The 24,230-nt window shown below is 66.9% G+C and carries 21 protein-coding genes and 1 tRNA gene; 8 read left to right on the top strand and 14 right to left on the bottom strand.

Annotated elements, in window-relative coordinates; all coding sequences use genetic code 11:
• Positions 1-2: 2 nt before the first annotated feature.
• The 4 genes from ACIBCJ_RS35450 to ACIBCJ_RS35435 all read right to left on the bottom strand — a co-directional run bounded on the left by ACIBCJ_RS35450 (position 3) and on the right by ACIBCJ_RS35435 (position 7,385).
• Positions 3-374 carry a hypothetical protein gene (locus ACIBCJ_RS35450; protein WP_365979627.1) on the bottom strand — a complete coding sequence of 124 codons (372 nt, stop codon included), beginning with the start codon at positions 372-374 and terminating at the stop codon, positions 3-5.
• 335 nt (positions 375-709) lie between these two features.
• Entirely contained in the window at positions 710-2,284 is a 1,575-nt protein-coding gene (locus ACIBCJ_RS35445) for a class I SAM-dependent DNA methyltransferase (protein ID WP_365979626.1), read from the bottom strand.
• Positions 2,285-2,370: 86 nt separating this feature from the next.
• Positions 2,371-3,777, bottom strand: a complete 1,407-nt coding sequence (locus ACIBCJ_RS35440) for a restriction endonuclease subunit S (RefSeq protein WP_365979625.1) — start codon at positions 3,775-3,777, stop codon at positions 2,371-2,373.
• A 53-nt stretch (positions 3,778-3,830) separates the two neighbouring features.
• Positions 3,831-7,385, bottom strand: coding sequence for a DEAD/DEAH box helicase family protein (locus tag ACIBCJ_RS35435; protein WP_365979624.1), 3,555 nt, complete (start codon positions 7,383-7,385; stop codon positions 3,831-3,833).
• A 248-nt stretch (positions 7,386-7,633) separates the two neighbouring features.
• Here ACIBCJ_RS35435 and ACIBCJ_RS35430 point away from each other — a divergent pair, with 248 nt between their 5' ends.
• Positions 7,634-8,197, top strand: a complete 564-nt coding sequence (locus ACIBCJ_RS35430; RefSeq protein ID WP_365979623.1) for an HD domain-containing protein — start codon at positions 7,634-7,636, stop codon at positions 8,195-8,197.
• On the opposite strand, the gene ACIBCJ_RS35425 is transcribed toward ACIBCJ_RS35430, so the two are convergent.
• Positions 8,185-8,652: an NUDIX domain-containing protein gene (locus ACIBCJ_RS35425; protein WP_365979622.1), complete on the bottom strand. Its 468-nt coding sequence runs from the start codon at positions 8,650-8,652 to the stop codon at positions 8,185-8,187. The two genes, ACIBCJ_RS35430 and ACIBCJ_RS35425, sit on opposite strands and share 13 nt — an antisense overlap.
• Positions 8,645-9,409: a helix-turn-helix transcriptional regulator gene (locus tag ACIBCJ_RS35420; RefSeq protein WP_365979621.1), complete on the bottom strand. Its 765-nt coding sequence runs from the start codon at positions 9,407-9,409 to the stop codon at positions 8,645-8,647. The genes ACIBCJ_RS35425 and ACIBCJ_RS35420 overlap by 8 nt, the downstream gene beginning before the upstream one ends.
• Positions 9,410-9,506: 97 nt before the next feature.
• On the opposite strand from ACIBCJ_RS35420, the gene ACIBCJ_RS35415 reads away from it, so the two are divergent.
• From ACIBCJ_RS35415 to ACIBCJ_RS35395, 5 genes are all read left to right on the top strand, one after another.
• Positions 9,507-10,199, top strand: a complete 693-nt coding sequence (locus tag ACIBCJ_RS35415) for a haloacid dehalogenase-like hydrolase (protein WP_365979620.1) — start codon at positions 9,507-9,509, stop codon at positions 10,197-10,199.
• Between the two features lie 105 nt (positions 10,200-10,304).
• Positions 10,305-11,207 carry a radical SAM protein gene (locus tag ACIBCJ_RS35410; protein WP_365979619.1) on the top strand — a complete coding sequence of 301 codons (903 nt, stop codon included), beginning with the start codon at positions 10,305-10,307 and terminating at the stop codon, positions 11,205-11,207.
• A 61-nt stretch (positions 11,208-11,268) separates the two neighbouring features.
• Positions 11,269-11,841: a hypothetical protein gene (locus ACIBCJ_RS35405; protein ID WP_365979618.1), complete on the top strand. Its 573-nt coding sequence runs from the start codon at positions 11,269-11,271 to the stop codon at positions 11,839-11,841.
• Positions 11,759-12,421 (top strand): SAM-dependent methyltransferase, encoded by a 663-nt coding sequence (locus ACIBCJ_RS35400; protein ID WP_365979617.1) that lies wholly within the window; start codon positions 11,759-11,761, stop codon positions 12,419-12,421. Before ACIBCJ_RS35405 ends, ACIBCJ_RS35400 begins: the two co-directional genes overlap by 83 nt.
• Positions 12,422-12,432: 11 nt before the next feature.
• The gene (locus ACIBCJ_RS35395; RefSeq protein WP_365979616.1) at positions 12,433-13,020 is read left to right on the top strand and encodes a class IV adenylate cyclase; all 588 of its coding nucleotides are present in this window, start codon (positions 12,433-12,435) and stop codon (positions 13,018-13,020) included.
• A 492-nt stretch (positions 13,021-13,512) separates the two neighbouring features.
• On the opposite strand, the gene ACIBCJ_RS35390 is transcribed toward ACIBCJ_RS35395, so the two are convergent.
• The 6 genes from ACIBCJ_RS35390 to ACIBCJ_RS35365 form a co-directional block, all read right to left on the bottom strand.
• Positions 13,513-14,034, bottom strand: a complete 522-nt coding sequence (locus ACIBCJ_RS35390; protein ID WP_365979615.1) for a hypothetical protein — start codon at positions 14,032-14,034, stop codon at positions 13,513-13,515.
• 130 nt (positions 14,035-14,164) lie between these two features.
• Complete coding sequence (locus ACIBCJ_RS35385; RefSeq protein WP_365979614.1) at positions 14,165-15,877, bottom strand: relaxase/mobilization nuclease domain-containing protein; 1,713 nt, start codon at positions 15,875-15,877, stop codon at positions 14,165-14,167.
• A complete protein-coding gene (locus ACIBCJ_RS35380) occupies positions 15,874-16,434 on the bottom strand; it encodes a MobC family plasmid mobilization relaxosome protein (protein ID WP_365979613.1) in 561 nt (186 codons plus the stop codon). The genes ACIBCJ_RS35385 and ACIBCJ_RS35380 overlap by 4 nt, the downstream gene beginning before the upstream one ends.
• 336 nt (positions 16,435-16,770) lie before the next feature.
• The gene (locus ACIBCJ_RS35375; protein WP_365979612.1) at positions 16,771-17,559 is read right to left on the bottom strand and encodes a DUF2637 domain-containing protein; all 789 of its coding nucleotides are present in this window, start codon (positions 17,557-17,559) and stop codon (positions 16,771-16,773) included.
• Positions 17,560-18,037: 478 nt separating this feature from the next.
• On the bottom strand, positions 18,038-19,312 hold the full coding sequence (locus ACIBCJ_RS35370; protein ID WP_365979611.1) for a DUF3631 domain-containing protein: 1,275 nt from the start codon (positions 19,310-19,312) through the stop codon (positions 18,038-18,040).
• Positions 19,313-19,599: 287 nt separating this feature from the next.
• On the bottom strand, positions 19,600-19,839 hold the full coding sequence (locus ACIBCJ_RS35365) for a hypothetical protein (protein ID WP_360063471.1): 240 nt from the start codon (positions 19,837-19,839) through the stop codon (positions 19,600-19,602).
• A 96-nt stretch (positions 19,840-19,935) separates the two neighbouring features.
• Here ACIBCJ_RS35365 and ACIBCJ_RS35360 point away from each other — a divergent pair, with 96 nt between their 5' ends.
• A complete protein-coding gene (locus tag ACIBCJ_RS35360; protein ID WP_365979610.1) occupies positions 19,936-20,622 on the top strand; it encodes a helix-turn-helix transcriptional regulator in 687 nt (228 codons plus the stop codon).
• Positions 20,619-22,256 carry a site-specific integrase gene (gene xerC / locus ACIBCJ_RS35355; protein ID WP_365979609.1) on the top strand — a complete coding sequence of 546 codons (1,638 nt, stop codon included), beginning with the start codon at positions 20,619-20,621 and terminating at the stop codon, positions 22,254-22,256. Before ACIBCJ_RS35360 ends, xerC begins: the two co-directional genes overlap by 4 nt.
• A 34-nt stretch (positions 22,257-22,290) precedes the next feature.
• Here the strand turns inward: xerC and ACIBCJ_RS35350 are convergent.
• Together ACIBCJ_RS35350 and ACIBCJ_RS35345 are read right to left on the bottom strand one after the other, a co-directional pair.
• Positions 22,291-22,363, bottom strand: a tRNA-Lys gene (locus ACIBCJ_RS35350).
• A gap of 117 nt (positions 22,364-22,480) precedes the next feature.
• Positions 22,481-24,016, bottom strand: a complete 1,536-nt coding sequence (locus ACIBCJ_RS35345) for an amino acid permease (RefSeq protein WP_362106919.1) — start codon at positions 24,014-24,016, stop codon at positions 22,481-22,483.
• Positions 24,017-24,230: the final 214 nt, after the last annotated feature.

Raw genomic sequence — 24,230 nt, 5'->3', positions numbered from 1 at the left:
CTCTACCTCCAGTCGCCGTCGAACCAGGCACGAAGGCGGGGGCGTTCGCGGGTGTCGTCGGTGCAGGTGACGGCGTGGGAAGTGACCGTCAGGGTCTGGACCACCTGCGCATGCATCGTGTGGGCGTCTTCGAGCGGCGTGCGGTCCGGATACGCCGACGGAGCCGGGACCGGGCTGTACTCCGGTGCGGGCGTGGAGGGAGGTCCGGAGTCGTACCGCTCGGCGGTCCGGTCGAGCGCGGCCCGGTCGGCATCGCAGGCGGGGACCACGGGCTGGCCCAGGTACCAGCCCGCGACGAAGACGCCGTAGACGGCGGCGGCGGCGCCGAGCCGGCGTGGGGTGATCCGACGCCTCTCGGACAGTGTTGTGCTCATGCCGAAAAACCCTAACCATCGGCTTGGGTCCACCCGTCGAGAACGAGTCAGCGCCCGAGACGGCGAAAGCGGACTCGGGCGCTGACTGGCAGGTCGGAGCCGGACGGCCCGCCTGCGCGCGGTAGGCCCTGTGGGACTCGAACCCACAACCAATGGATTAAAAGTCCTGGCCAAAGCTTGCCGGGTGGTTCCGGACACTGCTCCGGTGTCCGGAACTGCCTGGTCAGAGCATGTGCGTCGTGATGCGCGGTGCGGCTCGTGACGGCTCGTGCCGCACCGTCCGCTCACGCATCGCTCACGCAACCTGGGCCCTCAACTTCCCAAGGTCCGAGGCATCATGCCTCTGCTACGTCCTCTTCAGCGGCAAGGTCAGGCTTAACCTCACCGCCCAGTGCCTCGGCAATCGCCTCGAACTCTGTGAGAGCAGCCTGGAGATCTTCCACGATCTCCTGGGCGATGACCTCAGGAGGGAGCAGGCTGTCCGCATCGTCGAGCGCCGGGTCTTTCAGCCATGTGATGTCAAGGTTGACCTTGTCACGGGCGATGAGCTCCTCATACGTGAACCGCTTGAAGCGCCCATCTTCGGTCTCCTTGCGCGCCGAGCGGTCGTCCGCCTTATACGCCTCAATGAAGTCGGCGAGATCGGCGAGGCGGAGCGGTCGCTGCTTCAGCGTGAAGTGCATGCCGGTCCGAAAGTCGTACACCCAGACATCGGAGGTATTGGGCATGTCGTCGGCCCGTGGCGGCTTTTTCTCGAAGAACAGTACGTTCGCCTTGACGCCGCCCGCGTAGAAGATGCCAGTAGGCAAGCGCAGAATCGTGTGGAGGTTGAACTCCTGAAGAAGGCGACGCCGGATCTTCTCGCCGGCCCCGCCTTCGAACAGCACGTTGTCGGGCAGGACCACCGCCGCGCGGCCATCCATCTCCATCAGCGACATAATGTGCTGCAGGAAATTCAGTTGCTTGTTGGTTGTCGTCGCCCGGAAGTCGGACCTGTCGTAACTAATGTCTTCTCGGTCGGTCTTGCCGTCCGTCCCTACAACGGTGATCGCCGACTTTTTACCAAAGGGCGGATTAGCAAGGACGAGTGAGGCACGCCGAGACGGCGCATCGGCGAGCGCGTCCCCCGTGGTGATGAGAGACTCACCGCCAGCCTCACCGATGCCGTGGAGCAGCATGTTCATCGCGGCGAGACGTGCGGTGCCAGGAACGAGTTCATTTCCCCAGATGGTGCCCTGCCCGAGCGCGAGACGCTGCTCTCTAGAGAGGCCCTTGAGATAATGCTTCCGGATATAACTATGCGCAGCAATCAAGAAGCCTGCGGTCCCGCAGGCCGGATCTGTGATCGTATCCCGCGGACCAGGCCGCATCACCTGCACCATGGCGTCGATTAGGGGGCGCGGGGTGAAGTACTGTCCAGCCCCTGTCTTGGTGTCCTCGGCTCCCTTGGCAAGAAGACCCTCGTAGGCGTCACCCTTGAGGTCAGTGCCTTCCATGACCCAGTCCGTCTTGCCGATCAACTCGACAACCAGCTTTTCGAGGAGGGCGGGCTCGGTGATGCGATTCTGAGCCTTGGCGAAGACAGTGCCCAGTGTGGTGCCCGGGTGCTTACCAAGCTCTGCAAGCACCCTACGGTAGTGAGCCTCCAATTCCTCACCACGCTTGGAGGCCAGCGACTGCCAGTCCAAGCCGGGCGGCACGATCGGCTCTGCCGTCTCCTCAGCAAATGGATCAGCTGCCAATTCATCAGCCATCTTCAAGAAGAGCAAATACGAAAGTTGCTCAACATACTCAATGGTTGATAGACCGTTATCCCGCAGGACATTGCAGTAGTTCCAGAGCTTCGCAACGAGCGCATTGGTTTGCGCGCTTACCCTGGATGCATCCCGGATGGATTCAACAGTGCTCATTAGAGCTGGAACTCCTGCTGGACAGTGGATTAAGATTCCATGATTACAGCCCTGCGTGGACTGACGATAGCGGCATTCTAGCAACGTCAAGCATTCAACGCCGTCGACACCTTTGCACGTCCCGAGCGACCACCCTTGCCCGACGCGCCCCTCTCAGCACGAATGCGTTCTAGCACCAGGGATGCAGGCTTGTCATCCGGGTCTTGCGCGACAAGTTTGCCATTCAACGCCCGCGAAAGAATAGCTCGACGCAAGGCAGAACTTCTACGGATTGCTCGCTCCACCGCATCATCTACTGCACCAATCACCGTCTGCTTTTGTTGGACGTATTCGATGATCTCACGTTGAGATCCGGACGGGGGTACAACTACCGGCATTGCGCGGATCGAAGCAATATTTACGCCCTTTACCGCTACACCGCGAGCATGGTTCTTCAGGTAGGCTTGAGCAAACCTACTCTGAAAATAGAGCTGCAAGTACTCAACATCAAGTCCAGGAAGTGGAGCGATGCGCGCTACATCACGACTCACATTCGCCGACGTGATAGACGGCGGGACGATGGCAGAACGGTCGTAAGAACCTCGCACTGCCAACACGAGATCTCCCGGTTGGATTCTCGCACCGGCGAATTGTTCGTCAAGTTCGCTGCTAGTGAGGTGCAGTCCCTCTCCCCGTAGCACGCATCCCGCTAGGTCCTTTACCTCAACATAGGGGACGGTGCCTCCCTCCTTCACCTTAGGCATCAGAATGCCATAGCGAATGATTCGAATAGGATCCGTAATCTCCTCAAGGCTAAAGACACTCCAACCATCAGGCACTACAGGAGCGACCGAGAGGTCCGGAGATGCAGGAACTTTATATTTCTTCTTCCCCTTGAACTTCTTCCAGATCTCCTGACGAATCGCACGAAAATCCGGAACCGATTCAGAGACGCGGTGCGCAACCCGTCCCTCTGATGCCGCAGTGAAGAGCGAGCGCGTCTGCAGAGGCCCGAGCAACTTAGCGTGCGCCAGAGCATCATCAGCTGCATCCAGGCGAGAAAGGTGATCCTCGATGGCCTCCACAATGCGCCGCTGTTCATCAGGTGGAGGAATCGGGATGGTGACATCGAGTACATCCGCCTCTCGAACTGCAGGATAGCTGACGCCACGTTGCTTGGGCAGGATTTGTGAGGCGAACTCGTCAGTGAGTGTCACATAAAACAGATAGCGTGAATCAATCTCCTCGTGGGCACGAAGAACGGCGAAGCCAGTTGAGGCCACGTGACCGTCGAGTTCTTCCGGAATGATTGCGATCTTACGGAGGTACGGCCTTACGGTCGAATAGACGGTATCGCCATTACGGATGACTTGACGTGCACGCGAGGGAGCCCTATCGGAGTCGACCCATTCAGCATTCCGCACCCGATTGGTTCCGCTGTCGATGGACCCAATGTCGACATACTTAAATCGATCTCGTCCGTAGCCGTCACGTCCGACCTTGGCGATGGGCACACACACTTCTTCGAGGCGGGCGGAAGCCCAACCTTGAGGAAGTTCCGTCTCACTCAAGCCAGTTCTCGATTCAGCTCATTCAGAAATTCGTGCGGATTGCGCCCAGGAAAGGCCAAAGCAAGACCCTTGCCCCCTCCGCGGCTGACAAAGGGTTCCGCTCGGAAGTCCGGCGGGGCGATGCCGACGTCGCTGGCGACGACGTCGCGGATGGCCTCCAGCCACCACATCTGGTCCTCCGTGAACTCCACACCGGCCTGTCGCTGCCGGAGCAGCCAACCCTCGAAGCGCTCTTCTACCGTCTCACGGTACGGCTTCAGCTCCGAATCTACGCCGAGCTCGTACCGGATGAGCGAGATGAGGTCGGGCACGCCGGCTTCCTTGCCGGGCTGCTCGTTGGCACGGCCAAGGTCTTCGTAGTAGGTCCACAAGACCTGCGGTGTCCAGGCGAAGTCGGGACGTCGGATCTTGTCAGCAAGCTCCTTGAGTGCGCCATACGCCTCGGTGGGGCCGACCGAGCGAGGGCTGGAGAGTGCAATGGAGATCGCGGCGATCTTGTCGCGCTGCTCCCTGAGCAGACGGCTCCAGCGGTCAACCTCCTCGCGAGCCCGTTCCTCTCGTGGAATTGCGTGAACGTCGGTGACGGAGACCGCAGTGGTCTCATCCATCACATAGTCCTTGTCCCGGCGGATTTCGATGATCAGCTTGCGCAGGTCGGGACTGGCGGCGAGTGGAGCCACAGCGGATACAACCAGTGCGCGGGCCGCTTTCTCGCCCCCCTCCGCCTTTGCCTGATCTTGCCGGTCGGGGTCGACGGCCTTGACGATGGCGCTCGCGATCTCTGAGAGGGTGCGGCCACCGGCAGCCTTGGTGAGCTGGTCACGCTCGCTGTCATTGAGCTGCTGGTTGAGTCGGGCGAGGCGACCAGCAAGAATCTCAGCCTCGGAGGCGCTGATCGATTGGGTGCCCGCCTTGTCGAGGAGCTTGGCAAGGGAGATCTGGCGTTCTCCGGCGGGGACGAGCGGGCGTGCGTCGACGAGCGGGGAATCGGTGACACCCACGGCGTCCACGAGGACGAAGCGATCTTTACGTACCCTCTCGTCTCCGCCAGGGGTCACCTCGCGCAGCTCTGTGGCGTCGATGGTGCGGGCACCGCGCCCCTTCATCTGCTCGAAGAGGACCGCGCTGCGGACTTCCCGCAGGAAGATCACGCACTCCAGCGCCTTAACGTCCGTGCCGGTGGCGATCATGTCAACAGTGACGGCAATCCTCAGACGCGGGGATGTCCGTAGGGCGCGGATCAGCTCATCGGGGTCGTCGCCGGCTTGACGGCTCTTGTAGGTGATCTTCTTGGCGAACTCGTCTCCGCGTCCGAAGACTTCCTTGGCCTGGGCAAGAACATCCTCCGCGTGGTCCTCGCCAACCGCGAAGATCAGTGTCTTGGGGACTTCCTTGCGCCCCGGGAACCAGCTCTGCCAGTTGTCCCGATAGGCAGTGAGAACGGCGCGGATCTCGTCGACAGCCACCACCGAGCGTCCGATCTGACGGGTGGTGTAGGTGAAGTCGTCTGCCAGCTGCTCGTAGCGCTGGTAGCGAGTCTTCCGGTCGCGGATCTTGACCGTAGTCCCCTCTTCTATCGTCGCGCCGCCGTTCTCCCGCAAATCTGTATGCAGGCGGACGACATCGAAGTCGACGTTGACGCCGTCCGCGACGGCCTGAGGATAGGTGTACTCGGAGACCAGGTTGCGGCCGAAGAAGCCGAGGGTCTGCAGGGTCGGGGTAGCGGTGAGCCCGACGAGGTGAGCGTCGAAATACTCCAGGACACCGCGCCACAGGCCATAGATGGAACGATGGCACTCATCCACGATGATCAGGTCGAAGGATTCGAGCGGCACTGCCGGGTTGTAGCCCACCTCAACGGGGCGTTCGGCAGCGTAGGACTCCTCGTACGCCGTGTCGTCATTCGCCTCATCGGCCGGATCATCATCTACGAGTTGCTCGCCGGTGAGGAGGCGGTACATCTTCTGGATGGTGCAGATCACCACCGAGGTGCTGTCCTGCAGACCCGCAGCGCCCAGGCGCTCGACGTTGTAGATGTCCGAGAACTTGCGGCCGTCGTCCGGGGTGGTGAACTTGCGGAACTCATCCAGAGCCTGCTTGCCCAGGTTGTTGCGGTCGACCAGGAAAAGCACGCGGCGAGCACGGGCATGCTTGAGCAGCCGATAGGTCTGGGAGACGGCGGTGTAGGTCTTCCCCGCGCCGGTCGCCATCTGGATCAGAGCCCGCGGCTTGTCCAGAGCGAGGGAACTCTCCAGCCCCTTGATCGCCTCGATCTGCGCTGGCCGCAGACCGTTGCGCTGCAGCTCTGGAATGCAGCGCAGAGCGGCGCGGAAGGTGGGTGCCTCTGGGTGCTCCTCGGCACGCCGCATCCAGGCGGCGATGGTCTCTGGCTGATGAAACGCGAACACCTCGCGCGAGCGCGCGTCAGGGTCGAGGCGATTGATGAAGTACGTCTCGGTACCCGTCGTCGCGTATCGGAAGGCGAAGGGCTCGTCCTCGCGCCACACTGCGAGCCGGTGCTCCTTCAGAACACCGCCCGCATAGCGGTCGTTCTGGGCGACTGCGCTGGCCAGATGGGTTCCCTCGCGCTTGGCCTCGATGACACCTACGATCCGCCCGTCCACGTAGAGGACGTAATCGGCACGGCCGGTGGCGAGCGTGAACTCGCGCACGGCTACGCCAGGACCGGCCAGCGGGTTGACCTCGCTCCGGTTTTGGACTACCCAACCAGCAGCTCGAAGCAGCTTGTCGATCTCGTCACGGGCCTGAATCTCGTTGAGCGGCGCCTTCCGCTGTGCACGGTGAATGATCGCGTCACGAGCCGCAGGATCGACCGGACGCGGGGCCTGTCGGGCCTGCTCATAGGCCGCCGTCTGGGCTGCGCGCATTTCGGCGACCTGTGCAGTCAGCTGCTCAAGCTGGGCCAGCAGCTCGGCGTTGTTCGCGCCGGCGCTGGCTATGAGGCGCTCCGCCTCGGCCCTTGCCTTCCGCTCTGCCTCCAGCTCGCTCGCTGACTCAGTGAGGCGTGTGCGGGCCTCGGTGAGCGCCTTGCGATGGCCATCCAACGCCTCAGTGAGCTCAGCGAGCTCCTCCGGGTCCGAGACAACGGCCTGCGGATCGGTTGGCGGCACGAACTCTGCCACCGTGCGGCGCCCGGAGATCGCGTCGTGGAACCACAACCCGAGCTTGTAACAGACGCGTACTGCCTCAAGCGCCCTGGCCGTGTCGAACAGATGGGCGTGGGCGGCCTTGTTACGGTCCACCCGCAGCTGATCGAAGTCCCGACGGATCTCGGGCACCAAAACGCCGGCTCGGGTCAGAGCGGTCAACCGATCGATCTGGCGGTCGCCTTCCACCCGCATGCCGATCCGGGTGATCAGCTCCTCTGCGAGGACTTCGCCGAACTGACCCGCCTGAACAAGCGAAGAGTTCGGGTTCGTGAAGACCGTAGCCTCCGCTTGCGCACCGTAGAGCGACAACAGCGGCTTCAGGGGGTAGAGGATGCCGAAGTTCGGGGATGACTTGGCTAGGTTCTGCAGTCGCTCGTCCATGTCCCCCACCCGCTACCCCGTCCTCAGGACACCTGACCGAGATGCCCACTCTGCTGTGTCGATTTGGCACACAGTCTAGAAGGAGTCCGATAGTTGGGAAGGGGCTTTGGATCACCCGACTTGAGCGGAAGACACCAAGGGTGAGAGCGCCTTCCCCACCTCTGAAGGCGCCCGCTTGTACCCGGTGCATACCGCAGTGGGACAACCACGTGGTGTGTTTGGCACGCCACCAGGGCAGGAAGCTCGGCATGGCCGATGTGAGCACGATGTGGGCGGCGCAGGTAGCGGAAGCTGAACTCAGCACCCTGCTTCCACGGAGGTGGGCGCACACTCAAGGAGTGGCCAAGCGTGCGACCGAGGTCCGGCGACTTCTTGGCAAGAACGGCGACCTTCTCGTCGCTGCCGCCACGCTCCACGATGTCGGGTACGTACCTCGGCTGGCCGTGACGGGGTTCCACCCGCTGGACGGGGCAAGGTTCCTCCGTGACGAGCATGGGGCCGACGAGCGGCTGGTGCGGCTCGTCGCGAACCACTCTTTTGCCCTGCTGGAGGCCGAGGAGCGAGGGCTGCGGGACGAGTTGACGTCGGAGTTTCCGTTGCTGGGGGAGCCGTTGCTGGTGGACGCTCTCGTGTACTGCGACATGACGACCACGCCCGACGGTGGCCGGACCAGTGCGCAGGAGCGGATCGCGGAGATCATCAGTCGCTATGGCGCGGACAGTGTGGTCGGCCGGTTCATCCGCCGCGCGGCGCCGGAGATCGTCTCCTCTGTGCAGCGCATCGAGGCGGCGCTGGCGGCTCAGCCGAGGTAGGGATAGGTGCCGGCCAGGTAGTCCCCGATCTGCTGGCGCATGCTCGGGTGGATGTCGTACTGGTCGAGGTCGGCCGGCTGGACGAAGCGCACCCCGTCGGCCTCGTCGTTGATCGTGGGAGTTCCGCCGATGGGGCGGCCGATGTACGTGTTCTCGTACTGCTGGCGGATCTCTCCGTCGCTGTAGGCGACGATGTGGTTCGGGTTGGTGTAGACGCCAAGGAAGCCGGTGATCTCGGCGACGATGCCGGTCTCTTCCAGGCACTCGCGTACCGCGCACTCTGCCGCGGTCTCGCCGATGTCCTGCGCGCCTCCGGGAAGCGCCCACTGGCCGGTGTCGCGGCGGCGCTGGAGGAGGATGGCTCCGGTGTCGTCGACTACGAGCAGGTTGCTGGCCGGGATGAGGGTGTTTGCCTTCGGGGCGGCCGGGTCGTTGTAGTACTCAGTCCTACCCATGGGCGCTGGTCCTCTCGTGGTCGGGTGTCCACGGCCGCGCGGCGGCCCAGACGGCGTCAAAGCTCTGAGCGTAGCTGTCGAACCACCCAGTCCCCTCTGTCCTCTTGAGGTGGAACAGGGGGTTGGCGCTGGCCGGCTGCCCCCAGATGTGGGGGTTGACCAGAAGGTTGTCGTCGTAGCGGAACATGGACGTGTAGAGCGTGGTGTCGTGGAGGCGTACGGCGCACCCAGCTTCGCCCAGCAGGGGCCGGTAGTACGTCAGTGATGCTCGGATCTTGGCGGCAAGGGTGTCGCCGATTCCCTCTTCGCGGCCTCGGATCGCGACTGCCTGACCGTCCGGGTCGCCGAAGCACAGGCGCACACGGACCCCCTCCGCCGCGCGCTCGGAGAGCATCTTGGCTACGTGCGGATTGGACTGCGCAAAGAACGTGCCGGAGAAGACGAGGACGCCGATCTCGTGCTGGGCCTCTCGCAGCAGCGAGAGCCAGACGTCCCGCGGCACGCTGGCACGGTTCTGATAGGCGCCGACCAGTTCGCCTAACCCGTCACGCGGTCGGCCGGACCGTCGAGGCGGCGCCGGCCACAGGAAGGTCTCTTCCACGCGCAGGTGGCGGGCGGCGCGGAAGCGATGCCGTGCGTGTGGAACGCGCCCTCCCAGCCACCGGCTCACCGTCTTGGGGTCCACCTCGCAGACTTCCGCGAGCGATTCGGGCGAGACGCCGCGCTGCGCAAGCACAGAGTGCAGTCGGTCGTTCACAGGAGCCATAGAAGCGGCCCGGTGCATGATCGCGCAAGGACGTTTTGGGACGCCGTCACGGAAGCAGAGCATCGAACCGACTGCCTACCCTGGCGCCATGGAGCTCATCGTCCTGTGGGACATCGACCACACCCTCATCGAGAACGCGGGGGTCAGCAAGGAGATCTACGCTGCCGCCTTCTCGTCACTCGCGGGACGCGAACCGTCGGCGCCGGCGCGTACCGAGGGGCGCACGGATCGACTCATCATGCGCGACATGTTCCTTCGCGACGGGCTACGTGTACCCAAGTGGTCCGTCATCGAGGCCGCCCTCGCGCAAGCTGGGCATGACCGCCTTGATGATCTGCGCCTGCGCGGGACGGCTTTGCCAGGGGTTCACGAGGTACTGAAGGCCGCTGCCGCACGAAGTGGTTGGGTCTCCTCTGTCCTGACCGGCAACATTGCCGCCAACGCTCAGGTGAAGCTTTCCGCCTTCGGCCTCGACTCGCTGTTGGATTTGCCTGCCGGCGCCTACGGAGCGGACGCCGAGCTCCGTCCAGAACTTGTTGCGGTCGCACGTGAACGCATACAGCAGCTCCGTGGCGTTCCGGCCGATGTGCCCGTCGTCCTGGTGGGAGACACCCCCCGCGACGTGGAAGCCGCCTTGGCCACTGGTTCTGCGATCCTTGCGGTCGCCTCCGGTGTCCACAGTGCCGAGGAGCTGGCCGCTTCCGGCGCCCACGAGATCCTGCCGGACCTGTCGGACACCAGGCGGGTTCTCGGCATCCTGGAGTCCTTCGCGGGCACGTAAAACGTCCCAGGACGTCCTCGGACCGTCCCCGAACGCGGTGACGAGGTCCCCTGGCAGACCGCCACCATCAGGGTTCCCACCAGGCAGTCAGCCGAAGGAGCCCATGTGATCGGGGAAGTTACCGGGATCAGGAAGATCCGGATGCTGTACCTGCAGCTGCTGTACCGCTGCAACTTCACGTGCCTGCACTGCTTCCACGGCAAGCGGCTTCAGTACGCCGACGCCTTCACCGCCGAGGAAGCCGTCAGTCTTCTCTCCCTGATGCGAGACGAGTACGGCACGGAGGCCGTCACCCTCCTCGGCGGGGAACCGTTCGTCTACCGGGAGCTGCCGCAGGTCGTCCGGCACGCCAAGCAGGAACTGGGCCAGCGCGTCGAGATCTGCACCAACGGATACCGGATCGAGCGCCGCCTGACCGAGATCGCTCCGCACCTGGACTTGCTCCGGGTCTCCCTGGAGGGTGTCGGCTCGACCAACGACGGCATCCGCAAGCGCGGCAGCTACCAGAGCGCCCTCAGCTCACTCAGCCTGGCAAGGGACCTCGGTGTCCCGACGGGTGCGACCATGACCGTGACCTCTCAGAACATCGGCGAGGTCCTCCCTCTCACCAGCATCCTCGGGCAGCTCGGCGTCCGGCAGCTGAAGCTCCACCACCTACGGCCGGTAGGCAATGCCGCTGACCACCCCGAGCTGCTGGTCACGGACACGACCGCCTACGGCCGGCTCCGCGAAGAGCTCGCGAAGACCAGGCTGCCGCTTGAAGTGATCGTCGATGAGGACCTCTCCGAGTCCGGCGCGCCAGAGGTCTGCGCTCCGTCCGGCGGGCCCCGCGAGATCGAGCGGATCGAGGCCGACCCGCGCGGTGCGCTCACCATGTCGTGCAAGGCAGTGGGCAAGGACTCCCACGCGTTCTGGTACGAGAAGGCCGCGAACCGCATCGTCCACAGGCCCTCCGCCACCGATGAGCTCACGCTCTCCGTACCGGACGTGGTGTACGCCCGTGCCTGACCAGCCGAGATTCGAGAGCCTGGAAGGCTTACGGGGCACTGGGAAGTCGACGATCGCTCCGATGCTCGCCGTTGCCCGTCAAGCCGTCCTTGTGCCCACCGTGCCAGCCTTCTACCAGCCCCTCAGGCGCGAGGTGGACAGGCGGACGAACGTCGAGGCTCGGATGTGCCTCTACCTCTCCGCACTGTTCACAGCAGCCGAAGAGATCCAGCGGCACCTCAGAAACGGCGTTCCGGTTGTCGTGGAGAGCTATTTCGCCCGGTGCCTCACCAACCACCGAGCCTTGGGCGCCCGGCTCGGCGTCACTCTGCCGGCCTGGCTGCCGACTCCCGTCACGTACTACCTCGTCTGCGCTGACGACGAACGCCGGCGCCGCCTCGCAGCCCGGGACAAGCCGATATCGCGATGGGACGCGCTGACGGAGACCGTCACGGACCAAGTGGCGGATGCCTACGCCTCGTTCCCGATGCGACGCATCGACACCACGGGGCTCACCCCCGAACAAGTCCTCCGCGTGATCACCGCCACCGATACGCAAGGAGCGCCCTCCCATGCAGACACAGAGCTTGTGGGAGCACACCCTCACCTTCTTCCCTCAGTTCCTCGCGACCCTGCGGGAACGTGTTGCTCCTGACTCCACCATCGCGGTCGTCGGTGCGAGCGACGGCAAGTTCGTCCTGCCCCTGGCCGCCGCCGGGTACCGCGTAGTGGCCATCGAACGCGACGCGCTCGCCGTGCACGGAGGTGAGGTACGCCTCCCGGGTGACAGCCAGGTGCACGCCATGGGGTTGATCGACCGGCTCAAGCTGGAGGAACTCCACGACCGTGTGCGGGTGATCGAAGAGGACTTCCTCGCGGGGAAACCTCTGGACGTGCCGTGCGAGGCGGTCTGGACGAGCTGCTCGTGGCACTACAGTGCCAACCACCACCGCCCTCTCGCCGAGTTCGTCGACCGCATGCAGCGCCTGGTCCGCCCGGGCGGTGTGTTCGGTGCGGAGTTCATGATGCCCGTGGATAAGCGCCATCACTTGGTGGAGCACTACACCTCTCCGGAGCGCCTGCACCGTCACTTCCTCGGGGACTGGGACGTGCTGCTCACCTTGCGCACGAACGAGTTCACCGAGCGGCCTCACATCGGCCAGCCACACGACCACATCCATCGCATGGGCCTGCTCCTGGCGGCCCGTTCGTCCACCCTCACCGACCGTCTCTGAGAGAAGGATCCATGAAGCACGAGTACGAGGCGAAGTTCCTGGCCGTCGACGTCGCCGATCTGCAGGCAAAGCTGGCTGCCCTCGGCGCCGTCCAGGCGCTCCCCCGCACCCTCCTCACCCGCAAGATCTTCGAGAACGACTCGCTCGACGGCGGGGCGTGGCTCCGCCTGCGGGACGAGGGCACCCGCTCGACGCTCACGCTCAAGCAGGTCACCGACGCCACGACGATCGACGGCACCAAGGAGATCGAGACCGAGGTTGCCGACCTGCACGCCATGGCCGACATCCTCCGCCGGGTCGGCCTCACCGAGGTCCGCTACCAGGAGAACTACCGCGAGGAGTGGCGCCTGGGAGAGGTCGCCTTCGACTTCGACACCTGGCCCGACCTCCCCACGTTCCTGGAGATCGAGGGGCCCGACGAGGCGTCCGTCCGCCAGGCCGCCGATCTTCTGGGGCTCGACTACTCCCAGGCCCGGTTCGGCAGCGTCGACGAGATCTACAAGAGCGAGGCCGGCCGCGACATCCTCGCCGAGCCCACCCTGCTGTTCTCCGACGACGAGAAGCAGGAGAGCGCATCCGCGGTGGCCCAGGGCTCCTGATCGAGGAAACCGACGAACCATGCTGACGGAAATCGCCTTACAGCACAGGGTGATACCCGGGATCGCGGAATTCGCCCGGGGCGGGCTACCCGCCCCAGCAGCCACGGACGACGGCAACGAATGGGTCGACGGGTTCTGCTGGCTCTACTGCGGCCGACGCTGGACACGCGTGCTGTGGATCGGCCCCGCGAGCGTCGCCGGCGCTCAGGCTCCCATGTACGCGTGCGGGCCCTGCATCCGCGAACTCCAAGCGCGCGTCTGGGAGTCGCTGCTCAGCAGGGATGAACCGGCTTCCTCTGATCCCTCTCCCGCAGCCACGGTCGCGGGACCGCCCTCGGCCCGACGTACCGGCAGGCACCGCGGCCAGAGCAGGTTCCTGCGACGCAGTTGAGCCCCCGCCCTGGTCTCGGGAGAGCCTGCCGTTCCCCCACGGCACGAGCCCCGTGGCCAGGGCGGGTCTTCTGCAGTACGCCCCCCGGACGCCACGTGACCTCAGCTCGTCAAGTTTCCGTGATCACCGGGCAGGCCGGCTGCAGCCGCCCAGAAAAAGACGTGCCCGCACCGGGGCAACGGCATGCGCGAGCGTTCGGCGAGGACACTCAGTGCACTGCGCAATTCCGTGCTCAGCTGGAAGAGCCAACGGCTGTACTGCCCGCCCCTGTAGGCGTACAACCGAAAGACCTTGACGGCCAGTTCATCTCGGCCGTCGGCGAAGGTGCCCGGGAGACCGGCGAGCAACTCGGAGTCGCATTTACCGGTCGCCGCGTCAGCCACCGTACTCAGAGGCAGGAGGTCAAGCTCTGCGGCAGACACGGCGGTGTCGATCGCGACGGCATGGGCGGCAAGGGCCGCGAAGATTTCAATCAGCCGCTCGCCTGCCGCGATGTTGATGCCCCAGGCCCCCAGACGCTCGTGACGTCGGGCCTGGCGCCACGCCTCCTCATCCACCACAGGCAACAGGACACGACCCAGGTGCGCGCAGCGACGCCACAGCATGTCGTGATCAGAAGCCACGGTCGACCCTTCCTAGGGCGAGTGGAACACCTGAGGCCGACGACAACCCGACCGGCGCCGGCCCTCCAACATCCCACTACGCGTAATGCACGTACAGGGAGGAAGCCAAGATCCCCGAGAGCATCAGCCACTAACGCCGGGGACGGGTGTCCCGTCCTGGACTGGCGACACGGGCGGCCTGCTGCGGTGCCGGGATCGCGCCTCCCGCAGGCCATGCCCCGCTGGTTGAGCGGCGGCGGGCGGCTTCGGCTCGGCGGTTGGGTGCCGGGTTGCGGCCGGTGTGCTGGATACGGGTGATCAGCACGCGGGCGGGCTGCCGGGCGGTGGTCAGCTCGCGCTGAGCAGCGGCCTCCATAAGGAGCTGGTGGGGCTGGTGGCCACGGGCTTCGGCGTCGGCAAGGACGGTGGCGAGCGCCGGCCAGGCTGGGTCGGCGAGGATCCGTTCCGCGTGGTCGGGGACAGCAGCTCGCACGTCGTTCGCGACAACGCGACGGGCTTCCTTCCTGGGCGGTCGGGCTGTGAGTTCGGCGAGCGTCGGAGCGAGGGCACGGTCTACGGCTGCCTGAAGGTGTTGGACGGCCTGGCGGGCGGCATCGGCCTGGTGAGCATGGTCCTTCGCCTCGTGCCAGCGCCCAGCGACGACGGCGGCCCAGACGAGGGCTGCGAGCAGGGCAGCCAGCGCGCTGCCGTCAGGGCCGGTGGCCGTGTGGACGATGTCGCGCGCCGCGCTTCGCACGGCGCGGGCGGCGCGGTCTTCGGCGCGGATCTGGGAGCGCTGGGCTCGGGCGAACGCCGCTGAGGCGGCTTGGAGTTCGGCGCGCAGGTTGCCGGGTGCTTTCTGGGCGGTGGCTTCGATCAGTTCGCCGAGGGCTGCGATGTGGGCCTGGGCGTTGGTGTCGTCGACCAGGTCGGTGTGGAGGGTGTCGAGTGCGTCGGTGGCCTGGTGCCACGGGGTGCTGGGGCGGTTGCGGCGGGCGGTGGGGTGTTCTTCGGGCAGGCTGGATTCGAGGCGTGCCTTGATCTTGGGCAGGGAGAGGTCGGGGGCGATCTTGCCTCCGGAGTGGAAGATCTGCTGGCCGTTCTCGTTGAGGTCGCCGGGACGGCCGACGGCGTAACCGAGGAGGTCACCTGACGGGCCGCGCCGGGCCTTGACCTCGATGCCGTCGGCTGCGAGGTAGGCGATGAATTCCTCGGCGTTGGTCACGTGGGGAATGGCGGCGCGGATACCGTCCTGGAGCCATTCGGGGCTGGTCTTGTCCCAGCCGAGGCGTTCGGCCTTGTGCATCTCGGCCTGGGTGGGGCGACGGGCGCCGGTGCGGTCGCCCTTCTTCAACTGCCTGAGCCCGTAGTTTTTCTCGATCTCGCGGCAAGCGTCGCCGACGCGCAGGCCGCTGTCGTGGAGTTTGGGGCGGCGGCCGTCTTCGCGGACGGTGGTGGCGAGGATGTGGATGTGGTCGTCAGCGTGGCGTACGGCGATCCACCGGCAGGCCAGGTCGTCACCCGCCGGGGCGATGCCGGCCGCCTCAACGATGCGCTGGGCTATCTCGCCCCATTCGGCATCGGAGAGGTAGCGGTCCTCGGGTGCGGCGCGGACTGGGCAGTGCCAGACGCGGTCGGTGACCTTCCGTCCGAACTCGCTGTTGCGCAGTCGCACGGGCTCGTCGAGGTACCGGGCTAGTTCGGTGAGGGTGGCGTTCTCGTTGCGGCCGGGATCGGGCATCCCGAGCATGGCGAACCCGGCCACGATGTGCGGGTCGAGGTGTTCGTCGTGGCGGCCGGGGCCGTAGAGATAGGCGAGCAGGCCGCGGGTGTTGGATCCGACCGGTTTGATGGCGGCGATCACGCGACTGCCTCCGGCTCCTCGTCGACTGGCTGACGCAGAGCTTCGGCGATCAGCTCCAGCAACTGCTGCAGTTCGGTCAGGCGCTGACGGATGTCGGGTGGGGTGTGGTCGCTGTTGAGGGCGCGGGCGATCTGGTTGACGTTGATGCCGATCCGGTTGAGCTGGCGCAGCACCTGGGCGCGGAAGTGGTGGGTGCGGCGGCGGTCCTCGGACAGGGGCAGGTTGGCGGTGAACCGTCCGGCGATGAAGGCGAGGACGATGTCGGCGGCAAAGCCGGAGTCGCCCTTGTAGCCGTGCTCGGCGGCTGCTCGTTGAAGCCGAATGTGTTCGTCGCCGGTGAAGCGCAGAGGGCCGACTCGGACCACGCGCTTGGTGCCGGTGAAGCGGCGGATGGCAGGCTGCACGCTGTGCACGGCGGGCTCGCCGGCGAGGGTCTGGTTGGCGCGGGCTGGGCGGAGGACATCGCGCTGCACAGCGTGGAGTGCGTCGGTGTCGGAGCCGCCCTCGGTCACGACCTCCTGGTCCGGCGCCCCCTGGCGCTGGGCCGTCTCCGCCACCCCCGGGGCGGAGACCCCCGAAGTGCGGCCTTGAGTCGGACTCGGGGTACTACTGGCTCCGCCAGGGGCACCCCGTCCGAACGCGCTCCTCAGACGGCCCATCAGCGTAGGAGACTTCGTCTGGGTCAGTGGCTCGTCGGCAGGGTGGCCGGTGCGGGGCAGGGGTGACGTCACGGGCGGTTCTCCGAAAGGGGGCGCAATGCGCATGCGGGTCGTAGGAGAGGGCTGGCCGGCACTGGTGGCCAGCGCGCGGTCCACAGGTTGTGGATGAGCGGGCGACGTGGCTGGCTGGCCGGTGTGACCGGAAGGGTTCCGGTCACCCCGTAGGTGTTCCGGTCAGTTGCCGTCCGGACCGGTTTCGGCGGTGGCTTCGATTTCGGGCCGCAGGACGCTCATCACGTCGGTCTGCCGCTCGCTGCTGATCGTCAGCCCCTTGTCCTTGACGGCTTTCCGGAGGAGGGACCGGGTGAGCGTGCCGTGCTCGGCGAGGGCGATCCGGCCGATCTCCACGAGTTCCTCAAGCGTGGCGCTGGGCGGACGGCCGCCGCGTGGCCTGCTCTCCGTAAGCTCGGAAGGTGGTTCCGGCGGCTGGGCAGGTACGGCGGGCGCCTGCGCGGTGGGCTGTACGGGCTCGGTGGCCTTGACGAGGGTGGTGTCCGGTGGTTCCGGCGCCTGAACCGGGGAGGGATCCGGATGGCCTGCGGGCTGGTCGACGAGCTGGTGGATCTGGCGCATCAGGACGCCGAAGGCCAGCAGCGCGGCGGTCGGCGGAACGGCGGCGACCACGTAGTCGAGCAGCGGCACGGTGCTCGCACCGCCCGTGCCGTTGACCCCGGCCACGTTGAGCGCGATGGAGCCGACCGATCCAGTGGCCGTGAGGGCGATGGCCCACTTGTCGGTCACCCTGCGCAGGCCCGCACGGAGCATGAGCAGTTCGCCCGCGATGATGAAGGCGTCCAAAGTGGCCGGCCAGGCCCAGCGGCGGGTGGGAGAGCTGCGCAGCCCGTGTTGGCCGGCAACCTCGGCGAGGTGCGCGTACGACAGCCAGAATCCGCTGATGGTGAGGGCGACGATGACGACTCCGGCCGCACCGAGCGTGTATCGCTCGATGTCCTGCTTGGTCATCGACAGCCGTCCTTCGTCGGGGCGGTGCCCCCGACTCATGGGGGTGGGGAGGGTCAAGCGGGGTGCTCCTGGGGTGGGTGGTGTGATCCGTCTTGCCGTCTTGGCCGTTGCAAGCGCAGGTCAGGGCCGGTACGGCAGGGCCTTGATCTGCCGTACCCGCGGCGTTCGCGTGCCGTCCGGCGTGTGCGGGGCGCGGCCTCGCGGCGCGCGATCGGCCGGTTGCGTCTCGATGTATCCCCTGCGGGCCGGGACGGCACCGTTACGTCGTGCCGTCCCGGCGGACTGGGCTTTGACCTGCGGTGATACGGCGGGGACGCGCGGGACGGCACAAGACGGATCCGGGCGGCGTCCTGACGGCAGCCAGCGATCACCATGATCGAGTTGCCGTATTGGCCCCGGTTGCCGTCTTGCCTGTATGCCGTATGACCTGCGAGATCACGGCAGGGACGGCAGGTACGGGGACCCGGGGGTGTGGGGTTCAGTCTGCGGCGGGGGCGGCCGGTGCGGCGTTCACTGAGTGAACGGTGGGGCAGTAGCGCCGCCAGGCGTCGAGGAACTTGTTGCGCATGTAGCCCTTGCGCTGGGTTCCGTCGGCGAGGCGGACGTTGCCGGGCCTGATGCCGAACTCCCGGAGCATCGCTGCCAGGTCCTTGGCGTTCAGCCCGTTGCGTCCCCACTCCGCCCAGGGGCTCTCGGCATCCTGGCGAAGCTGGTGGAGTAGTTCGTCCGTGGTGAGGCTGTCGGGCTCGCGCTGGGCCGCGAACACCCTGCGGATGTCGGCGAGGATGCGGGCTCCGCCGGGCCGGTCCTCCTCTGCCTCGACTTCGGCGGCGACCATCCGTGCACACGCCTGGCGGGCGCGCCGGGGCCAGGATCCGGCGGCCAGGTCGGCGATGATGACCAACGGCTCCCAGGTGTCCGCGGCCCGGTCCTCCACCGGCATGTCCGGTTCCAGGTCCGCCGCCTCGTCCAGCAGCGGCCTCGCCCATGCAGCGATCCGGTCGCGCAGGTCGTGCAGGGCGGGGATGTCGCGCCGGGAGCGGAAGGGCTTGACGCGCTCACCCTCCGCCCGGCGGCGCATACGGATCACCACAGCCCGATCCATGATCGTGTCGGGCAGGTCACCGATCCCCGCGAGCGCCGCCATGGCGAAGGTGGCGAACCGGTGCGGGGTGTGGTCGTTGCCGACCACCCGCGTGACGAAGCGGTTGCGCTGGTGGCCGGCGTTCAGCAGACCGCGCATCTCCTCGTTCTTCTCCGCCATCTTCGGCGTACCGAAGATGGTGTCCGCCTCGTCCACCAGGCGCGTGGGCGGCTCCTCGGTGATCGACCGGAACACCGCAGCCGGGGTGGTGTTGATGGTGAGCATCGGCTCGTGGACCGTCTCGGTCAGCACGTCCAGCAGCCGCGACTTGCCGCACCGCTTCGCCGGCCCCACCACCGCCAGACGCGGCGCGTGCTGCCAAGCGGGCTGCAGATGCGTCGCCGCCACCCACAGCGTCACCGCGTCCAGCGCCTCCGGCGAGGGCAGGATCACGAATTTCGCTATCTGCGCACGCAGTTCGTCCAGCAGCGCCGACCCGGCGGTCGGCTCCGGATCCGGAGCCGGAGCCGGAGCCGGCACCAGAGTCCCGGCCGCCTCGACCGGCGCGGTGGGCTGGGTGTCGCCCTGGTCAGGCTTGCCCGGCACCGCGACCGGCGGCCAAGCGGCAGGTACAGGGGCGGAATAGGGCGCGGGGTTGTCAGGTTGCACTGGGCGGCTCCTCTTCTGCGGCGCCGGGCATGCAGGCCCGACGGCGCGGATCGTTCGTTGGATGCGGGCGACGGGGATTCCCGAGCCTCTGGCGTTGCCGCGCCGGAGGCTCGCCGTGTCCCGAGTCGGAACACGCGCTCTGTCCCGACTCGGGACACGTGCTCTGTCCCTTCTCGGGACACGCGGTCTGCTCCCCGAGGGAACACGGACAGTAGGTCCACCCCCGGCAACAGTCCAGCGTTTCTGTGTCAGCTCAGCGCAGAACCGCCTGCTACACTCCCCCGCCTTCACGCCGCCAGCCCGAGCAGCTCCCACAGATCTGCGGTCACCACCCGGTAGGCGTTGCCCAGCCGCAACACCTTGCACGGGTAGGCGCCCCGCTTCGCCAACTCATACCCCTTGCTCCGGCCGAGCCCCAGCGCCCGATTGCTCGTGTCCAGGTCAACCGCCACGGGAAGGGCGAGTACCTCTTCCCGGCTCATCCCCTTCACACCCTTCGAGTCTGCGGCCGTCGCGTCGTCGCGCATACAGCGCACTCCTTTCCATGCGGCCCTCGGCGAACGCGGTCATCACATCCGTCTCCAGGCGTCTACAAACCAGGATGACGAAGCTACTGTGTCTTCATGACACAACATGGCTCCCATGATGGAAGCGACGAGGACGACGTCCCCGAGTGGGCGGACCGGATCAAGGCCAACGTGGCCGGCGAAGTCCGGCGCAGAAGGAAGGAGATGGGATGGAGCGCACAGGACCTGGCGGACCGGTGCGAGGAACTCGGGCACCCCATCCCGCGCAACGTGATCGCCAACATGGAGTCCGGCCGCCGGGCCAACCTCCCCCTCGTGGACGTCATGGCCCTGGCCGCCGCCCTGGAGACGTACCCGGTCTGCCTGATCTTCCCTGTCGGCTACGTCGAACAGACCCAGGAACTCCCCTTCCAGCACCTCGTGCCCACCTGGGACGCCCTGCGCCGCTTCACCGGCGAGGAGGACGTGCCCGGCCACGACGCGGGCCTGGTCCCCGACTTCGAGCTTCACGCCAGCCTCGTCCGCACCGCTCTCGCCGCGATCGAAGAGGAAGAACGGGCGCGGTTCGCGGCCAAGACAGCCACCAGCCGCGCCGAGAAGGAAGAGGCCGAGCGCCAGCGGGGCAAGTACGCCGACCAGGCCATCTCCGCCAAGTACAGACTCCGTCACCTCCGCCGCGACCTCCGCGAGGAGGGAGCCACCCCACCCGACCTGCCACCCGCGCTGGGTGACGTCGACCCGCCCGAGCCCGATACCGAAACCACCCCGGAGGAACGCCTTTGAAGGGCTCCACCTACCGCCGCTGCTCCTGCCGTAACCCGAAGACCGGCAAGGAACTCGGCTCCGCCTGCCCCAAGCGCAAGAGCCGCAAGCACGGTTACTACTCCATACGCCAGGAGCTGCCACCCCGCGAGGACGGCACCCGCCGCTCCTTCAGCCGCGCCGGCTATGAGTCCCTGAAGGACGCTCAGGCAGACCTGGACCACGTCCGCTCCCTGCTCGCCCTGGCGGACAAGGACGACCCCGACAGCCTCCAGCGCCTCGTCACCATGCTGGAGGAGGTCGCAGCCGAGAAGGCCCCACTGCCGGCCATCGAGGAGACCCGACGCCGCCTCAGGGCGGGCCTTGCCCTCCGTGGCAGCCTCACCGTCGGCGAGTGGCTGGACCAGTGGTTCGCTGCGAAGAAGCGCCGCAAGACCACGCTCAACGGCTACGCCTCCCACATCCGCGTCCACCTGAAGCCGCGCATCGGCCATGTACGCCTCGACCGACTCAACGTCGGCCATCTCGTCGAGATGTTCGACGCGATCGCCGACGAGAACGAGGTGATCGCGGCCGAGAACGAGGCCCGCCGCGAGCAGATCGCCCGCTGTAAGCCGAGCAAGCCCGGCCGCCCCGTGGGTGCCGAGCGGAGGCTCCTCGCGGTCGAGCGGGCCAAGCTGGCGGAGATGAAGCCTTTCCGGAAGGTCACTGGCCCAGCCACCCGGCAGGCGATCCGCCGCACCCTGCGCGCGGCCCTGAACTCCGCGATCGCCCAGCAGCTCATCACCTTCAACCCGGCCTCCCACGTCGAACTTGAGTCCGGCCGGCGCCCTAAGCCGCTCCTCTGGACCGATGAACGGGTACGGCGCTGGCGGGAGACGGGTGAAATCCCTGGCCCGGTCATGGTGTGGACCCCGCAGCAGTTCGGCGTCTTCCTCGATGCCGCCGAGAGCGACCGTCTGTACGCGGCTTTCCACCTGATGGGCACCCGCGGCCTCCGCCGCGGCGAGGCGGTCGGCCAGGACTGGCACGAGGTCGATCTCGGCGCCGGCCTCATCACCCCCGCCAAGGAAATCGTGGTCGACGGCTGGGACCCCTACGAGTCCGAGCCGAAAACTGACGGCAGCGCCAACACCATCGCGCTCGACAGCATGAACATCGCCGTGCTGCGCGAACACAAGGCCCGTCAGGACAAAGAACGCGCGGCCTGGGGCAGCGCCTGGCAGGACACGGGCAAGGTCTTCACCAAGGAGGACGGCTCCTGGCTCCACCCGGAGACGGTCTCGGAGACCTTCCGCCGCATCCTCGCCACGACCGACCTGCCGCCCATCACCCTGCGGGACCTGCGTCACGTGGCCGCGACGCTCACGCACGGAGGAGGCGGCGACATCCACACGGTGAAGGAGACGCTCCGGCACTCCACCATCACGCTGACCTCGGACACCTACACGAGCCTGCTCCCCGAGCTGGACCGTGAGATCGCCGAGAAGGCGGCGAAGCTGATCCCCCGGTCTCGTCCGGCAGCTGCCGAACCGTCCGCCTCGGTCCCGGCCGATCCGCAGGACACAGGCGCATCCGCTCACGCATCGCTCACGCAAGAGCCGGAAAACGAAGCAGCGCCCGAGTCGACCGAGGCCGATCCGAGCGCTGCGTAGCAGGTCAGAGGGGGTATCCCCTCCCCCGCACCCGTAGGCCCTGTGGGACTCGAACCCACAACCAATGGATTAAAAGTCCACTGCTCTGCCAATTGAGCTAAGGGCCCAGGCGGTGTGTCGCGCGGTGTTGCGTGATGTTGCCACACCGAGCATAGCCCGCCGCGGCCGGGACGCCGATCGGGTATCGGGGTCCCGGCCGCGTCGGGGAGAGCGGGGCTCCGGGGTTACGGGTCCACCGGCTCGGGGGTGTTCGCGCGGGCGGCGGCGCGGGCGCGGGTGCGTTCGTGGTCGGGGTTGAGGAACCAGTGGCGGGCCGAGGCCAGCCACCAGGTGGCGGCGAAGCCCAGGACGACCAGGACGGCGATCGGCGCGTAGTTGAAGGTCTCCCAGGTGACCGGGGACACCTGGGGCAGCATGAACAGCACCGTGATGACGACGACCCACGTCACCGCGATCACCCCGACCGCCTGCGACCAGCGGCCCAGGTGCCACGGCCCGCGTTCGAAGGCGGCGCCCTTGCGGACCCGCAGGAGCGTCGGGATGACGTAGGCGATGTAGAGACCGATGACCGCGATGGACGTCACCGCGGCGTACGCCGTGACGTTGATCAGGTACGGGAGGCCGAGGACCAGCGCGGCCAGTGCCGCCAGCCAGACCGCCGCGACCGGCGTGCGGGTGCGCGGGTTCACCGAGTGCCAGACGTGGGAGTACGGGAGTGCTCCGTCGCGCGAGAAGGCGTAGATCATGCGGCTGTTGGCCGTGACCGAGGCCATCCCGCAGAACAGCTGCGCCCCGATCACGACGAGGAGCAGGAGCTTGCCGGCCGTGGCGCCGAGGGCGTCGAGGAGGATCTGCGCGGGCGGCGCGCCGGTCGGCGAGGTCAGGGCGCCGTCGTAGGACTGGATCGCGAAGGTGAAGCCGAGGAGGAGGACGAAGCCCGCGATCCAGGACGTCCATATGGAGCGGACGATGCCCTTGGGGCCGGCCGTCGAGGCGTCGTGGGTCTCCTCGGTCATGTGGGCGGAGGCGTCGTAGCCGGTGAAGGTGTACTGGGCCATCAGGAGACCGATCAGGACCACGTAGACGCCGCTGCCCCAGCCCGTGTTGTTCACGAACTCGCCGAAGACGAAGGACGCCGACTGGTGGTGGTCCGGCGCGAAGGTCAGCGCGCCGACGATCACCGCGACGCCGAGGACGTGCCACCACACGCTCACGCTGTTCAGCAGGCCGACGATGCGGACGCCGAAGGTGTTCAGCAGGCCGTGCAGGACCAGGATCGCCGCGAAGAGGAGGATCGTGCGGCCCGGCGTCACCTCGAAGTCGAACTGCAGGTTCAGGTAGGCGCCCAGGAAGGAGGCGGCACCGAAGTCGATGCCGGCGGTCACCGCGACCTGGCCCAGCACGTTGAACCAGCCCGTGAACCAGGCCCAGGCCGCCGCCGTCCGGGGCGGCGCCAGGCGGTGCGCCCAGAAGTACAGGCCCGCCGAGGTCGGGTACGCCGAGCAGATCTCCGCCATCGCCAGGCCGACGAAGAGGGTCATCAGGCCGACCGCGACCCAGCCCCAGGTGATGACGGCGGGGCCGCCCGTGTTCATGCCGAAGAGGTAGAGGGTCAGGCAGCCCGACAGGACCGAGATGATCGTGAAGGAGACCGCGTAGTTGGAGAACGCCGACATGCGGCGGGCCAGAACCTGGGTGTAGCCGAGCTGGGCCAGCCGTTCCTCGTCCGACAGCCCACTCACCTTGGCGTCATCTGTCATGCCCCCAGCAATTCCCTCGCGGCGAGCGTGACATGCGTCACTCCGTGGCCGAAACCGGACCGCAACGCGAAGCGGGGGGGGGGGGGGGGGGGGGGGGGGGGGGGGGGGGGGGGGGGGGGGGGGGGGGGGGGGGGGCGGGGGGGGGGGGGGGGGGCGGGGGGGGGGGGGGGGGGTGGGGGGGTTTGGGGGGGGGGGGGGGGGGTTGGTGGGTGGG

This window comes from Streptomyces sp. NPDC051136 (assembly GCF_044455745.1).
In the GTDB taxonomy this organism is placed as follows: Bacteria; Actinomycetota; Actinomycetes; order Streptomycetales; family Streptomycetaceae; genus Streptomyces.
The sequence above is the reverse complement of the archived record's forward strand: the minus strand, read 5'-3'. Positions and strand labels throughout refer to the sequence as shown.